The organism is Rhodospirillum sp. A1_3_36 (assembly GCF_047263945.1).
Classification (GTDB): domain Bacteria; phylum Pseudomonadota; class Alphaproteobacteria; order Rhodospirillales; family Rhodospirillaceae; genus Rhodospirillum.
The window spans coordinates 134,233-148,360 of record NZ_JBLAVB010000007.1; the positions used below are offsets into that span (position 1 = coordinate 134,233).

Annotated in this window: 11 protein-coding genes and 1 pseudogene; all 12 read left to right on the forward strand. The window is 63.9% G+C overall.

All coding sequences use genetic code 11. The features are described from left to right. Positions 1–25 precede the first annotated feature (25 nt). The 12 genes and pseudogenes from ACLIRY_RS16065 to ACLIRY_RS16120 all read left to right on the forward strand — a co-directional run bounded on the left by ACLIRY_RS16065 (position 26) and on the right by ACLIRY_RS16120 (position 14,086). Positions 26–1,195, forward strand: a complete 1,170-nt coding sequence (locus ACLIRY_RS16065) for a GNAT family N-acetyltransferase (RefSeq protein ID WP_413206429.1) — start codon at positions 26–28, stop codon at positions 1,193–1,195. Positions 1,196–1,220: 25 nt separating this feature from the next. After that, the gene (locus ACLIRY_RS16070) at positions 1,221–1,826 is read left to right on the forward strand and encodes a DUF924 family protein (RefSeq protein WP_413206430.1); all 606 of its coding nucleotides are present in this window, start codon (positions 1,221–1,223) and stop codon (positions 1,824–1,826) included. A 108-nt stretch (positions 1,827–1,934) separates the two neighbouring features. Next, positions 1,935–2,129, forward strand: a pseudogene (locus ACLIRY_RS16075) (transposase); the annotation flags it as partial. 211 nt (positions 2,130–2,340) lie between these two features. Continuing rightward, positions 2,341–3,240, forward strand: coding sequence for a MurR/RpiR family transcriptional regulator (locus tag ACLIRY_RS16080; protein WP_413206431.1), 900 nt, complete (start codon positions 2,341–2,343; stop codon positions 3,238–3,240). 360 nt (positions 3,241–3,600) lie between these two features. Further along, a complete protein-coding gene (locus ACLIRY_RS16085) occupies positions 3,601–4,329 on the forward strand; it encodes a hypothetical protein (RefSeq protein ID WP_413206432.1) in 729 nt (242 codons plus the stop codon). A gap of 80 nt (positions 4,330–4,409) precedes the next feature. After that, entirely contained in the window at positions 4,410–5,552 is a 1,143-nt protein-coding gene (locus tag ACLIRY_RS16090; RefSeq protein WP_413206433.1) for an exonuclease SbcCD subunit D, read from the forward strand. Beyond that, entirely contained in the window at positions 5,549–8,623 is a 3,075-nt protein-coding gene (locus tag ACLIRY_RS16095) for an AAA family ATPase (protein WP_413206434.1), read from the forward strand. Before ACLIRY_RS16090 ends, ACLIRY_RS16095 begins: the two co-directional genes overlap by 4 nt. Positions 8,624–8,767: 144 nt before the next feature. Further along, entirely contained in the window at positions 8,768–10,444 is a 1,677-nt protein-coding gene (locus ACLIRY_RS16100) for an ABC transporter substrate-binding protein (protein ID WP_413206435.1), read from the forward strand. 6 nt (positions 10,445–10,450) lie between these two features. Beyond that, positions 10,451–11,539: an ABC transporter permease gene (locus tag ACLIRY_RS16105; protein ID WP_413206436.1), complete on the forward strand. Its 1,089-nt coding sequence runs from the start codon at positions 10,451–10,453 to the stop codon at positions 11,537–11,539. Continuing rightward, on the forward strand, positions 11,536–12,477 hold the full coding sequence (locus tag ACLIRY_RS16110) for an ABC transporter permease (RefSeq protein WP_413206437.1): 942 nt from the start codon (positions 11,536–11,538) through the stop codon (positions 12,475–12,477). Before ACLIRY_RS16105 ends, ACLIRY_RS16110 begins: the two co-directional genes overlap by 4 nt. Further along, the gene (locus ACLIRY_RS16115) at positions 12,474–13,313 is read left to right on the forward strand and encodes an ABC transporter ATP-binding protein (protein WP_413206438.1); all 840 of its coding nucleotides are present in this window, start codon (positions 12,474–12,476) and stop codon (positions 13,311–13,313) included. Before ACLIRY_RS16110 ends, ACLIRY_RS16115 begins: the two co-directional genes overlap by 4 nt. Then, complete coding sequence (locus ACLIRY_RS16120; protein ID WP_413206439.1) at positions 13,310–14,086, forward strand: ABC transporter ATP-binding protein; 777 nt, start codon at positions 13,310–13,312, stop codon at positions 14,084–14,086. Before ACLIRY_RS16115 ends, ACLIRY_RS16120 begins: the two co-directional genes overlap by 4 nt. The last annotated feature ends 42 nt before the right edge of the window (positions 14,087–14,128 follow it).

The window sequence follows — 14,128 nt, forward strand, 5'->3', positions numbered from 1 at the left end:
TTTCCCTTCGAGCGGACCCCTGCCCATGCCCGATTCCGATGACAGCCTCGTTCTCCAGTTTCACAAGGGGATCGACGAGATCCCCGCCGAGGATTGGGACGCCTGCGCGGGGCCGGACAATCCCTTTTGCCTCCATGCTTTCCTCAGCGCTCTGGAGTCCTCTGGCGCCGTTGCCCCGGCCACGGGGTGGGGGCCGCGCCACGTCACGGTCAGAGATCGCCGGGAGCGGGTCCTGGCCTGCGCCCCCCTGTATCTGAAGGGGCATTCCTACGGCGAATATGTTTTCGATTGGGCTTGGGCGCGGGCCTATGAACAGGCGGGCGGACAATATTATCCCAAGCTCCAATGCGCCATCCCCTTTACACCGGTGACTGGGCCACGGCTGATGGTGCGCGAAGGGGCCGGGGATCCGGATCTGCTGCGCCGGACCCTGGTGGCGGGCATGGTGGAGTTGGCCCGTCGGCTCAAGGTCTCCTCCCTGCACGTCACCTTTCCCACCCAGGAGGAGCATGATCTTATGGTCAAGATGGGCCTGCTCTCCCGCCTGGGGCGGCAGTACCATTGGGAGAACGTGAGGTATGGCGGTTTTGACGACTTTTTGGCCGCCCTGTCCTCGCGCAAGCGCAAGACCATCCGCAAGGAGCGCGAAAAGGCCCAATCCCAGGGGGTGACCCTCAAGGTGTTGACGGGGGACGCCATCGAACCCCGCCATTGGGACGCCTTCCACCAGTTCTACCTGTCGACCATCGATAAAAAATGGTCTCAGGCCTATTTGAACAAGGCTTTTTTCCACCGTTTGGGGGCGACCATGGCCGACCGGGTCGCCCTGGTCATGGGCGAGGACGATGCAACCGGCGAATTGGTCTGCGGTGCCCTGAACTTGATTGGCGGAGATGCCCTCTATGGGCGAAACTGGGGAGCGGCGGAGGACTACAAATTCCTCCATTTCGAAGCCTGCTATTATCAGGCGATGGATTTCGCCATCGATCGCGGTTTGCGCTGGGTGGAGGCTGGAGCCCAGGGCGAACATAAGATCAGCCGGGGTTACCTTCCCCGCTTCACCTATTCCACCCATTGGATTGCCGACCAGGGATTCCATCGGGCGGTCGAGGATTTCCTGGATAAGGAGCGGGACGCCGTCGCAGAGGATATGGAGATGCTTGGCGAACTGGCCCCTTTTAAATGCACCGAATAACCAGAAGCACAGGATACGTCCAAGAATGATGGATCACATCAAGACGGCCATGGAGATGGATGGCGAAGCGCCCGTAGAAGATCGGGTCTTGACCCTTTGGTTCGGTGCGGAGGACGACCCCACCCGCCACGACTTCAAGCCGTGGTGGTTCCAGACATCGGACGCCTTGGACGCCACCCTGATCGCCTTGTTCACCAAAGCCGTGGGGGATGCCATCGCCGGACGGTTGGATCATCTGGCGGAAACGCCCCGGGGAACGCTGGCCTTGATCATCTTGCTCGACCAGTTCCCCCGCAACATCTGGCGGGGGCGGGACAAGGCCTTCTCTGGCGATGCAAAGGCGCGGGCGCTGGCCCAGGAGGTCATCAAGCGTGGCTATGACCGGGAGTACGCCAAGGTGGAGCGCCTCTTCTGTTACTTGCCCTTCGAGCATTCGGAGGACTTGGTGGACCAGGAACGCTCCCTGGCCTTGTTCGAGCGGCTGGAGGATAAGGACGTCTACGATTACGCCCTGCGGCACTACGAGATTATCGCCCGCTTTGGCCGCTTTCCCCACCGCAACGCCGCCCTGGGCCGCGAGACGACGGAGGAGGAAGCCAAGTTCCTGCTGGAACCGGGGTCATCGTTTTAACGGGGAGCGGAAACATTCTTTTGTCGTCATGCCCCCGCAGGCGAGGACCCAGGTTCTGTGGTCTCTTGCCGTATAAGATACCGCATCTGGATTCCCGTTTCCCCCTAGTCGATGCACCACTTCGCCATCAAGTCCGACTGGTCGAGCGAAGCGATGCTCGTTGCGGTACGGGCGATGGCCTTGCCCGCGATGACGCGACAGGGTGGCCCTCGTGCCTGGATCGTCGACGATACCGGTTCGCCCAAGAAGGGCGTCCATTCGGTGGGCGTGCCGCGGCAGTATTGCGGTCAACTGGTCAAACAGGGCAAACGCCCGTCGCCTACCGCATCTGCCAACGCGGCAGACCGGGGGTATGCAAAGAGGGAAAGAAACAGGGCAAGGCGTCCTAAAGCAAAATTGAATCCACCATTTCACAGTGCCAATATTTAAGAAACGTCTGTTTCCGCAACTTGGGAAAAGACAGGGGGGATCCCATCGGCGAAACTGCCGTTTCACATCAGGAAAGGAGCCCGGCATGGATACCTCGGATGGATCGCCCAAAAGAGCCCTTGAAATACCTAAGGGTAAATTCCGGGAAAAATCCATCGAGGCGCGAATCCACGAGCAATACGAGTCCCTGCCGGAATCGGAACGCAAGCTGGCCGAGGTCATTCTGGATTTCCCCGGTGACCTGTCGGCCTTCAAGGCCTCAGAATTGACTGCCCTGGCTGGGGTTTCCAAGGCCGCAGCCACCCGCCTGTTTCACCGCCTGGGCTTTCAGAGCTTCGATGAAGCGCGCCTTCTCTCGCGCGAGCGGCGGGAATGGGGGTCGCCTCTCTATATGGAAAGCAAGCCGGGTACTGCGACCTCCAGTGGCAGCCTCACAGCCCTGCTGAAGGACGAGACGGACCTCTTGCGAGCCTCCTTGCCCAAACTGGATGCCAACACATTGGACGAGGTGGTGGGCCAGATCGTTGGCGCCCGGCGTGTCTTCCTGATTGGCTTTCGAAACAGCCGTTTCATTGCCGAATACTTCCGCTGGCAGTTGCTGCAATTCCGGGGTGACGTCCATTTGGTCCCCGGCAATGGGGAAACCATCGGAGAGTTCCTCGCCGACCTGACCCCCACGGATGTGGTGTTCGTCGTGGCCCTGCGCCGTCGGATCAAGGAGCTGCACGCCATCCTGACCTCTGTCCGGGACCGGGGCACTCCCATCGCCCTGCTGACCGACCCCACGGCACGCCGCCTGCCTGGATTGGCCACTTGGATTCTGACCGTGGAGACAAGGGGCGCTTTCCCCTTCGACAGCTGCGGTCCGGCGCTGGCCATTTGCCGCCACCTGTCCGTTCAGGCCCTTCATAAGGCGGGACGCCGGGGTCGCGCCCATCTGGAACGAATCGAACGGCAGCACGAACGGCTCGACATCTTCAACTAACGGGCAACTAACGGGCAACTAACGGGCTGCAGAAAGCTCTTTTTCCATCCTCTCCCCTTTTACGCTAAGGGATGCACGTTTCTTTATTTGGCTATAGCGCTTTTGTACGTCGTCATCCCCGTTTTCACGGGGATGACGACCTAAAACAACGTATTATTTAACTTCGGAGCGGCACAGAGAAACGTGAATCCCTTAGCGCGTTCGCGGGAATGACGATTTTGGGGAATGGTCGGACTTTTTCCGCAGCCTGTTAATTCTGGCGCGAAGCGGGAATTTGCGCTAGAATGCACTCCGTACACGCGTGCCTTCGCAAGCTTCCAAGAATGGAAACCACGTCCCGAGAAACGGGAGACGACACCCATGGTATACGCGACGTCAACGAGCGAGACGACGAAACCGAGTGCCCTGAGTGGACTCGAATTGGCTAATTGGGTCCATAAAACGGCCAAACAAATTACTGAAGATACGGGCAAAATTCACAAGCGCATCAAAGATGACGCCAAAGCCAAAGATATTGAACTCAACCGTATGAAGATCGCCCAGGCCCGGGCCAAATTAAAAGCCATGACCGCCCAGGTGCGTGCCGCGATCGCAGCGGGGAACCTGGAGCGAGCGAAGGCGATCGCCCACCAGATTGGCATGACGGTGAAAGAAATCCGCTCGGCCCTAAGCGCGCTGAAGGATCTTGGTGCCGCCGATTCCGCCACAGCTCAAGGGACCGGAGCGAACAAAGAGGCTTCGTCAGGGGGCAATGGAAAGGCCAAGGAGGGGAGCGAATCTGAGAAGGGCACGTCTGAGCAAGGCGCGTCTGAAACAACCGACCCGTCCAACCCAGCGACCGCCAAAACGGCAGAAGAGAGAGAAGAGGCAGAGGACGCCCGCCGTCGTCGCACGCAGGAACAGGACCGGCAGAAAGGCTTGCGGGAAGGGGAAAGCGGCCTAGTGGAGGCGCGCCGTCTGCTTGATGAGCTGGAGCGTATGGCCATGGCCATCCCCGGAGACGAGTCCGACCATGCGGAGTTGCGAGCCGAAATCAACGCCGCCCGTCAGGCGATCCAGGCAGAGGGCGCGAGTAGTCTTTGGGCGTAAACGCCTTCTCCCTCTCCCTTCCATTGGTTGTCCCATGCTATAGCCAGTCACCACGCGATAGCATAGGGGACTCCTGATCCATGAAGATCCTCCATACCGGAGACCTGCACCTCGGTCGGGCCTTCAACGGCATTTCCCTGGACCAGGACCACGAAGCGATCCTGCATCAGATTCTCCAGGTGCTGGTCAACCAAGCGGTGGATGTTCTGATCATCGCCGGAGATATCTTCGACCGGGCCGCTCCCCCGGCCAGCGCCATCCGCCAGTTCAACGATTTCCTCTCCCGGGTCTCCAGGGAAACCACCGCCGCCCTGGTGATGATCGCCGGCAACCATGATTCCGGCGACCGGGTGGCGACCATGGCCGTCCTGTCTGACGGCACGCGCGCCCTGGTCCGGGGCGTGGTGACGGCGCAGGATGCCCCCCTGGTGCTGCGGGATGACCATGGCCCCGTCGCCTTCTCTGCTCTGCCCTTCGCCCATGAATACACCGCTCGGGAGTGCTTCGGCGAGGAGACCATCGCCTCTCCCGCCGATGTCTTGGCCGCACAGGTGGCTGCGGCTCGGCAGGCCCTCCCCCCGGGCATCCGCTGGGTGATCACCGCCCATGCCTTCGTCGCCGGAGGCCAGGGCAGCGAGAGCGAGCGCTCCCTGGCCCGGGTGGGCGGGATTGAGACCGTCCCCTGCGACGTCTTCGACGGCGCCCATTACGTGGCACTGGGCCACCTCCACCGGTCCCAGCGGGCGGGCGCGGACCATATTCGCTATGCGGGTGCCCCCCTGGCCTTTGGTTTCGACGAGGCGGACTCGTCCAAGTCCATGACCCTGGTGACTCTGGACGGCACCGGCGCCACAACCGTCGAGACCATTCCCTTCACCCCGACGCGCGGTATCCGAGTTCTGAAGGGGCGTCATGCGGAGGTGCTGCTGGCCCCGCCATCGGAGGATTTCATCAAGGTGGTCCTGACCGACCCCCATCCCATCATTGATCCCATGAAACCCCTGCGCGAGCGCTTCCCCAACGTCTGCATGCTCACCTACGAACGGGACGAACGGGTTCTGGAGCCCCGGGAACGGACGGCCCAATCCCTGGCCGGAATGGATCCCCTTGACGTGGTCGGCGATTTCCTGGAGCAGGTGCGCGGAGAGCCCGCGACCGAGGCCGAACGGTTGGTCCTATCCGAAACCCTCCAGGCCCTCGTCAACGAGGAGGACGCCGCGTGAGACCCGTCCTTCTGACCATGCAAGCCTTCGGCCCCTATGCGGGCCGCGAGGTCGTCGATTTCCGTGCGGCCATCGACGCCGGACTGTTCGGCATCTACGGCCAGACCGGTTCGGGCAAGTCGATGATTTTTACGGCCATGACCTTTGCCCTGTTCGGTGATGTCGCCAAGGCGGGGCAAGCGGGGGCTAACCTGCGCTCCGACCACACCAGCCCCGACCTGCCGACGGAAGTCTCTTTCCTGTTCGACCTGGGGGAGCGCCGCTACCTGATCCGCCGCAAGCCCGAACAGACCCGCCCCAAACAGCGGGGCGAGGGCGTCACCCTGATGAAGGCCGAAGCCTGGCTGTTCGACGCCACCGGGCAGAGCGTCGAGGACATCCAGGCCGACCGCCCCGGCAAGGTCCTCGCCGAGAAAAAGCTGGGCGAGGTCCGCGACGCCGTGGCCGACCTGCTGGGCTACGGTCTGGAGCAGTTCAAGCGCATCGTCCTGCTGCCCCAAAGCCAGTTCGAGGCGTTTCTCACCGCCAATACCCCGGACCGCGTGAAGATCCTGCGGGACCTGTTCGATGTCTCCCTCTATCGGCGCCTCAAGGACAAACTGAAGGCCGACGCCTCCGACGCGGAAAGGCGGGTGCGGGAGGAACGGGAGATCCAAGCCCGCCGCCTGACCGATGCCGGTTTTGACACTGTAGAGGCCTTGACCGAGGGCATCGCCACCAAAGCCGAAGCCTTCGACGCCCTGCGCGCCCAGGAAGCCCAGCGCCAGACCGAAGCGGTGGCGGCGCGGAAAACCCTGGAACAGGCCCAAGCTTTGGAGGCCCTGTTCAAAAATGCCGCGGAGACCGAGACGGCCCTGAACGGCCTGCTCGCCCAATCCCCTGCCATCGACGCCCTGGATCAACGGATCCAGCGGGCGGAGCGGGCCAAGGCCGTGGTCGATCTGGAAACCGCCCTCATCGCCGCCCAGAAAGACCTCGCCAAGGCCATGGAGAATCGGACCCAAGCCACCAAGGCGGTCCAAACTGCCGTCGAAAAAACCGCCCGGGCCAAAACCCATTGGGAGGAGGAGGAGGCCCAATCCGACGCCCTGGAGGCCCTGCGCGCCGAAGTGACGAACCTCGTGCGGCATGGGGAAACCCTGGAACAGGCCGAAGGGTTGGCCGCGACACTCAAGGGGGCGCAAGCCACCGCCCGAAAAGCCAAAGCCGCTCTCGAAACCATCGAAAAGAAGCGGGCCGAAGCCCTCAAAAAGCAGACCCTCTATGACGAGGCCCTGGCCGAAGCCCGCCGGACCGAGTCCGCCCGCCAAACCTTGTCCCTGCAACGCCAAACCCTGGAGGCGGACGCCAAGGCCGGAGAGGTCCGCCAACAGGCCGAAGCGGATCTTGCCAAATCGAAAGCCGAGGTCACCCGGCTGCAAGGCCAAAAGGACCGCGCCGCCGCCCAACTTGACGAGGCCCGGAAAGCCCTCTCCCAAGCCGAAGCCGCCCTGACTCAAGCCAAGGCCTGGCATCTGGCCTCGGACCTGAGCCCCGGAACCCCTTGCCCGGTCTGCGGCTCCGTTGAGCATCCCGCCCCCGCGACAGAGGGTCCGGAGGAAACCGGCCTCGCCGAAGCCCTGGAGAATGCGCGCGCTGTCCTGGAAGACCGTCAGACCAAGGACAACCGCGCCGCCCAGGCCCTCGCCCGGGCGGAGGCCACGCTGGAGGAACGGACAACGCGACTGGACCGGCTCGATCCCCCCTCCCGCCCCTTGGCGGAAACCTCCGCCGCCTTGGACCGCTGCCGGGCCGAAATCGAAGCCCTGGGACCGGCGCGCGACATCCCCAAGGGCGAGACGGAGCTGGCCAAAGTCACCCAGAGCATCAAAACCCTGGAGACCCAACGAGAGACCGCCCGCGACGCCCTCTCCCGGGCGGAGCGGGAGACCGACGCCGCCGCAGCCCGCCACGAACAGGCGATTTCCTCCGTCCCCGAAGCGCTCCGCGACCGCCCCACCCTGGAAAAGTGGCTCGACGAACGGACCGAGGCCCTGAAGGCCTGGGACACCCGCCTCGCCAAGCGCAAGAAAGCCCTCGAAGACGCGGAGAAAGCGCTGGGCACGGCCCAAGGGAAAGAAGACACCGCCGCCCAGATGCTCGCCGATCGACGTGACCGCCAGGACAAGGCGTGGAACGCCTTCACCGAGCGTCTCGCGGACAGCGGCCTGGACGACGCGGGATTCCAGGCGCTGAAACCCGCCATCGACACCCTGGAGGCGGATCGGACCAAGGTCACCAAACACCGGGAGGACCTGACCATCGCCCGGACCCGCCTCGACGACATCCGCGACGCCCTGGGCGACAAGGCCCGACCCGATCTCCCCGCGTGCCAAGCGGAAGCCGCCGCAGCGGAACAGGCCCTGACGGAGGCCACCAACGGTCGGGCGACGGCGGCCTCGGCCCTGGGCCAGATGGAGCGCCTGAAAACCTCCCTGGAGGACAGCCTGCGACAACTGGCCGAAGAGGAAACGCGAACGGGTCCCCTGCGGGAACTGGCCACCCTCTGCGACGCGGGCAATGACAAGAAACTGGACCTGGAGACCTTCGCCATCGGCGCCATGTTCGATCAGGTGCTGGCCTCGGCCAACCTGCGCATGGGTCCCATGACCAGCCACCGCTACACCCTGGAGCGGGAGGAGGAGGAGGGCAAACGGGGCCGACGGGGTCTGGGGATCCAGGTTTTGGACATCCACACCGGCAAGGCCCGTCCCACGGCGACCCTGTCGGGCGGCGAGACCTTCATCGCCGCGCTGGCCCTGGCCCTGGGGCTGGCCGACGTGGTCGAAAGCGCCTCGGGCAAGGTGCGCCTGGACACGATCTTCATCGACGAAGGCTTTGGCAGCCTGGATACCGAGAACGGCACCGGGACCCTGGATCAGGTGCTGCGGGTGTTGAACGATCTGGTGGGCCGGAACCGGGCCGTCGGCCTGATCTCCCACGTTCCCCTGGTGCGCGAGGCCATCCCCAACGGCTTCCATGTCCACAAGACCCTGGGCGGAAGCCAGGTGCAGGCCCGGGGATTTGACTGATGGAGATAAAATTTAACTGACCAAAAAAAATGCATATTTATTAGACCGGATGAATTCCTTGACGTTCTTTTGGATCCAAACCTATCGTATGCAGGGTGGTGAGAGGCTCGCCACCCTCTTTGGATCGAAAAGAAAGGGGTGCCCATGACAATGTCTGTCCCGCGTTCACGTCTCCGCCACACCACGTGGGGGCGTCGCGCCTTGCTTGGTGCCTCCTTGGCCCTTGGTATGAGCCTCTCCCTGACCCTGGGGGCGCCCCGGGTTTACGCGGAAACGCCCAAGGACACCCTGGTCCAGGCTTGGGCCTTCGACGACATCATCACCATGGACCCCGGCGAATCCTTCGAGATCTCCACCGCCGAGATTCTGGGCAACATCTATAACACCTTGGTTCGCCTGAACATTGACAACACTTCGGAAGTCCTGCCGTCCATCGCCGAAAGCTGGACCGTTTCCGACGATGCCTTGACCTATACCTTCAAGCTCAAGCCGGGCATCACCTTCGCCTCGGGGAACCCCATCACGGCGGACGACGTCGCCTTTTCCTTCGAGCGGGCCATCAAGCTGGATAAGGGCCCGGCCTTCATCCTCGCCCAGTTCGGCCTGACCGGCGACAACATCACCGAAAAGGCCAAGGCCCTGGACGCGGGGACCTTCCAGTTCACCGTTGACAAGCCCTATGCGCCCAGTTTCGTCCTGAACTGCCTGACCGCCACCGTGGCGATGGTCGTCGACAAGAAACTGGTCATGGAGCATGCCGAAGCTGTCACTCCCAGTGCCGACTCCCCCTATGACACCGATTTCGGCAACGGCTGGCTGAAGACCCATTACGCGGGCTCTGGCCCCTTCATCCTGCGCGATTGGCGCGCCAATGAAGTGCTGGTGCTGGAACGCAACGACAAGTACTTCGGCGAGAAGGCCAAGCTGGCCCGGGTCCTCTATCGCCACCTGAAGGAGAGCGCCGGTCAGCGTTTGGCCCTCGAAGCGGGAGACATCGACGTGGCCCGCAACCTGGAGCCCGGCGATCTGGTTTCCGTGGAAGCTGACAAGGATATCGCCATTGAGTCCCAATCCAAGGGCACGGTCTATTACTTCAGCCTGAACCAGAAGAACCCGATCCTGGCCAAGCCCAAGGTGCGGGAAGCGATCAAGTATCTGGTGGACTACAAGGCCATCGGCGCGACCCTGATCAAGGGCATCGGCACCCTCCACCAGACCTACATTCCCGCAGGCATGCTGGGCGCCATCGACGATATGCCCTATCACTTGGACGTCGCCAAGGCCAAGGCCCTGCTGGCCGAAGCGGGCTTGCCAGACGGCTTCACCGTGACCATGGATGTGCGCACCGTCCAGCCGGTCACCGGCATCGCCGAGTCCGTCCAGCAAACCTTCGCCCAGGCGGGCATCAAGCTGGAGATCATTCCCGGCGACGGCAAGCAGGTGCTGACCAAATACCGGGCGCGCAACCACGATATCTATATCGGCCAATGGGGCACCGACTACTGGGATCCCAATTCCAACGCCGAGACCTTCTCCAGCAACCCGGATAACGCGGACGATGCCTCGTCCAAGACCCTGGCTTGGCGCAACTCCTGGGACATCCCGGCCTTGACCGAAGAAACTGCGGGCGCCCTGTTGGAGCGGGACACCGCAAAACGGGCCGCGACCTACGCAGACCTGCAGCGCAAGGTGCTGGCCGATGGCCCCTTCGTCCTGCTCTACCAGCAGACGGAAGTGGGCGCCTATCGCACCAACGTGAAGGATTACCGCCTCGGCCCCTCCTTCGACTCCAACTATCTGGACAAGACCTTCAAGGAGTAAGGGCGGATGCCTCCCGCCTCTTCCTTGGCGACGGAAAATGGGGCGGGCGCGCGTCATGCGCCCGCTCCCTCTCGCGCGCTTGCCCGGGGACGGGCGGTGCTCGGCTTCCTGGTGACCGTGGCGACCACCTATCTGGGTCTTCTCGCCGTCACCTTTTTCATTGGCCGGGTGGTGCCCGTGGATCCGGTGCTGGCGATCCTCGGCGACCGGGCCTCCACCGAGGTGGTGGAGCGCACCCGCGAGGCCCTGGGCCTTAACCTTCCGCTCTATCACCAGTTCTGGATTTACCTGAAACAGGCCATGACCGGTGACTTCGGCACCTCGGTCCTGACCACCCACCCCGTGTTGGAGGACATCGCCCGGGTCTTCCCCGCCACCATGGAACTGGCCACCCTGGGAACCCTCGTCGGCTCCCTTCTGGGGGTTCCCCTGGGCGTTCTCGCCGCCGTGCGCCGGGGCGGGATCCTGGATCAGATCGTCCGGGTGGTCGGATTGATCGGCTATTCCGTGCCGATCTTTTGGCTCGGGCTGCTCTCGCTGGTCCTGTTCTACGCCCAGCTCCATTGGGTGGCCTATCCGGGGCGGCTGGACGTGGTTTACGAATACACCTTCGCACCCAAAACGGGCTTCTACCTGTTCGAAGCCCTCTGGACCGGCCAATGGGACGTACTGGGGGACCTGTTCGCCCATATCGCCCTGCCTTCCGCCCTGCTCGGCTATTTCTCTCTGGCCTATATCAGTCGCATGACCCGAGGCTTCATGCTGACCGAGATGTCTCAGGAATATATTGTGACCGCCCGAGCCAAGGGCCTGTCAGAGGCGCGGATCATCTGGTTCCACGCCCTGCGCAATGCCGCCGTGCCCCTGGTCACGGTCATCGCCCTGTCCTATGCCAGTCTGCTGGAAGGATCGGTGCTGACGGAATCCATCTTCGGCTGGCCGGGCCTGGGCCTTTACATCACCAACTCCCTGGGCAACGCGGATATGAACGCGGTGCTGGGCGGAACCCTGGTGATCGGCTCGGTCTTTATCGGCATCAACCTGCTCTCGGATCTGCTGTACCGGGTGCTCGACCCCAGGACCAAGCGCCCATGAGCGAGCCACATTCCCTTCCGTCCTCACCGGTCCTGTCCTGGAAAGACTGGCTGCTGACGGAGTTTCCCGCCTCTCCCCTCCAGGCCCGCCTGGGGCGCTTCTATGTCATCTGGCTGCGCTTCTCCGCCAACCGGCTGGCCCTGACCGGGCTGGGCGTGCTGATTGGCCTCTTGCTGATCGCCGCCTTCGCCGACGTCCTGGCCCCCCATTCCGCCGTCCAGGGCGACTTGATGAACGCCCGCCTCCTCCCCCCGGGCAGCCCGGGCTACCTGTTGGGCACGGATGGCCAGGGGCGGGACATCCTCTCCCGCCTGCTCCATGGGTCGCGCCTGACCCTCTTGGTCGTCGCCCTGGTGGCGGTGACTGCGGCTCCCATCGGCCTTTTGGTCGGCACGGTCGCAGGCTATGCCGGCGGGTGGCTGGATGCCGTTCTGATGCGCATCACCGACATCTTTCTGGCCTTCCCCAAACTGGTCCTGGCCATGGCCCTGGTCGCCGCCCTGGGACCGGGCATCGAGAACGCCATCCTGGCCATCGCCATCGTCTCCTGGCCCCCCTATGCCCGGGTAGCGCGGGCGGAGACCATGACCTTCCGGGGGTCCGACTATATCGCTGCCGTGCGCCTAATGGGCGCCTCGCCGGGACGGATCATCGTCCGCCACATCATGCCGCTCTGCCTGTCCTCGCTGATCGTGCGGGTGACCCTCGATATGGCCGGGATTATTCTGACCGCGGCGGGCCTCGGCTTTCTCGGCCTTGGTGCCCAACCGCCCCTGCCCGAATGGGGCGCCATGATCGCCACCGGGCGGCGCTTCATCCTCGACCAATGGTGGGTGGCGGCCATGCCGGGCATTGCCATCCTGATCGTGAGTCTGGGCTTCAACCTGCTCGGCGACGGCCTGCGCGATGCCCTGGATCCCAAGGAGGCGGACTCATGAGCGCCGTCCCGTTGCTTTCCGTCGAGAACCTTCGCGTCACCTTCCCCACCCGCACCGGCGTCGTGGAGGCCGTGCGCGGCGTCTCCTTCACCCTGGAACAGGAGCGCCTGGGCATCGTCGGCGAATCCGGCTCCGGCAAATCCCAGACCGGGCGGGCCATCATGGGGCTGACCCCGCCCCAAGCCCGGGTCACCGCCGACCGCCTGACCCTGGGCGACCGGAACCTCCAGACCGCCTCTCCCAAGGTCCGACGGGGGTTGCGCGGTAAAGATATGGCCATGATCCTCCAGGATCCGCGCTATTCCCTGAACCCGGTGATGCCCATTGGCCGCCAGATCATGGAGACCCTGCGCGCCCATGAACCGGTCTCCAAGGCCGAAGCTAAAACCCGTGCTCTGGCCATGCTCGAAGCCGTGCAGATCCGCGACCCGGACCGCGTCTTCGCCCTCCACCCCCACGAGGTCTCCGGCGGCATGGGCCAGCGGGTGATGATCGCCATGATGCTGATTGCCGGGCCGCGCCTGTTAATCGCCGACGAGCCCACCTCGGCTTTGGATGTGACCGTGCAATTGGAGGTCCTGGCCATCCTCGACGCCCTTGTGGCCGAGCGGGGGATGGGGCTGATCTTCATCTCCCATGACCTGCGTCTGGTCTCCACCTTCTGCGACCGAGTCTTGGTGATGTATGCGGGCCGGGTGGTGGAAGACCTGCCCTCGGCGCGGCTGGAGGAAGCCGAACACCCCTACACCCGGGGCCTCCTGAACTGCCTGCCCCGCCTGGACCAGGATCGCCATCCCCTGCCCACCCTGGACCGTCAAGTGGAGTGGCGCCAATGAGCCCCAGTCCAGCCAAAACCGGGGCGGAGGCGGCCCTCTCCCTGCGCGGGCTCTCCGTCGCGTTCAATGGCTTCCATGCCCTGGACCGGGTGGACCTGGATGTGGTCGACGGCGCCTCCTATGGTTTGGTGGGGGAATCCGGCTCGGGCAAATCCACCCTGTTGCGCGCCGTGGCCGGGCTCGAGCGCTTCCAGGAAGGGAGCCTGACGGTCACCGGCCAGCCCCAATCGGGCCTCAAGCGGGACAAGGCCTTTCGGCGGCAGGTCCAGATGGTTTTCCAGGATCCCCATGGTTCCCTTCACCCCCGCCAAACCGTGGACCGGCTGCTGATGGAGCCCCTGGCCATCCATCGCCTGCCCGACCCGGAGGTGCGGATTCGCCGGGCGCTGGACGAGGTGGGGCTGGGCTCCGGCTTCCGCTTCCGCTTTTCCCACCAGCTCTCCGGCGGCCAAAGGCAGCGGGTGGCCATCGCCCGCGCCCTGATCGTCGAGCCCCGGATCCTGCTGCTTGACGAACCCACCTCGGCGCTGGACGCGTCGATCCAGGCGGAAATCCTGAACCTGCTAGAGCAGGTCCGCCGGGACCGGGGCCTGACCTACCTGATGGTGAGCCATGACCTAGCCGTGGTGGCCCATATGTGCGAGCAGCTATCGGTGATGCGCCATGGCCGCATGGTCGAACAGCTTTCCGCCGAAGCCCTGCGCACCGGCAAGGTGGAAGAGGCCTATACGCGCACCCTGATGGACGCAAGCCGGGGGTTTGGAGGGCGGTGAGGGGATAGCCGGAATTCATGCAGGTGATGGGGCGGGAAGGCC

What these genes read in the sequence shown, in the direction of transcription:
- ACLIRY_RS16065 (WP_413206429.1), top strand. Translation starts at nt 26, where the DNA reads ATGCCCGATTCCGATGACAGCCTCGTTCTCCAGTTTCACAAGGGGATC.
- ACLIRY_RS16070 (WP_413206430.1), top strand. Translation starts at nt 1,221, where the DNA reads ATGATGGATCACATCAAGACGGCCATGGAGATGGATGGCGAAGCGCCC.
- ACLIRY_RS16080 (WP_413206431.1), top strand. Translation starts at nt 2,341, where the DNA reads ATGGATACCTCGGATGGATCGCCCAAAAGAGCCCTTGAAATACCTAAG.
- ACLIRY_RS16085 (WP_413206432.1), top strand. Translation starts at nt 3,601, where the DNA reads ATGGTATACGCGACGTCAACGAGCGAGACGACGAAACCGAGTGCCCTG.
- ACLIRY_RS16090 (WP_413206433.1), top strand. Translation starts at nt 4,410, where the DNA reads ATGAAGATCCTCCATACCGGAGACCTGCACCTCGGTCGGGCCTTCAAC.
- ACLIRY_RS16100 (WP_413206435.1), top strand. Translation starts at nt 8,768, where the DNA reads ATGACAATGTCTGTCCCGCGTTCACGTCTCCGCCACACCACGTGGGGG.
- ACLIRY_RS16105 (WP_413206436.1), top strand. Translation starts at nt 10,451, where the DNA reads ATGCCTCCCGCCTCTTCCTTGGCGACGGAAAATGGGGCGGGCGCGCGT.
- ACLIRY_RS16110 (WP_413206437.1), top strand. Translation starts at nt 11,536, where the DNA reads ATGAGCGAGCCACATTCCCTTCCGTCCTCACCGGTCCTGTCCTGGAAA.
- ACLIRY_RS16115 (WP_413206438.1), top strand. Translation starts at nt 12,474, where the DNA reads ATGAGCGCCGTCCCGTTGCTTTCCGTCGAGAACCTTCGCGTCACCTTC.
- ACLIRY_RS16120 (WP_413206439.1), top strand. Translation starts at nt 13,310, where the DNA reads ATGAGCCCCAGTCCAGCCAAAACCGGGGCGGAGGCGGCCCTCTCCCTG.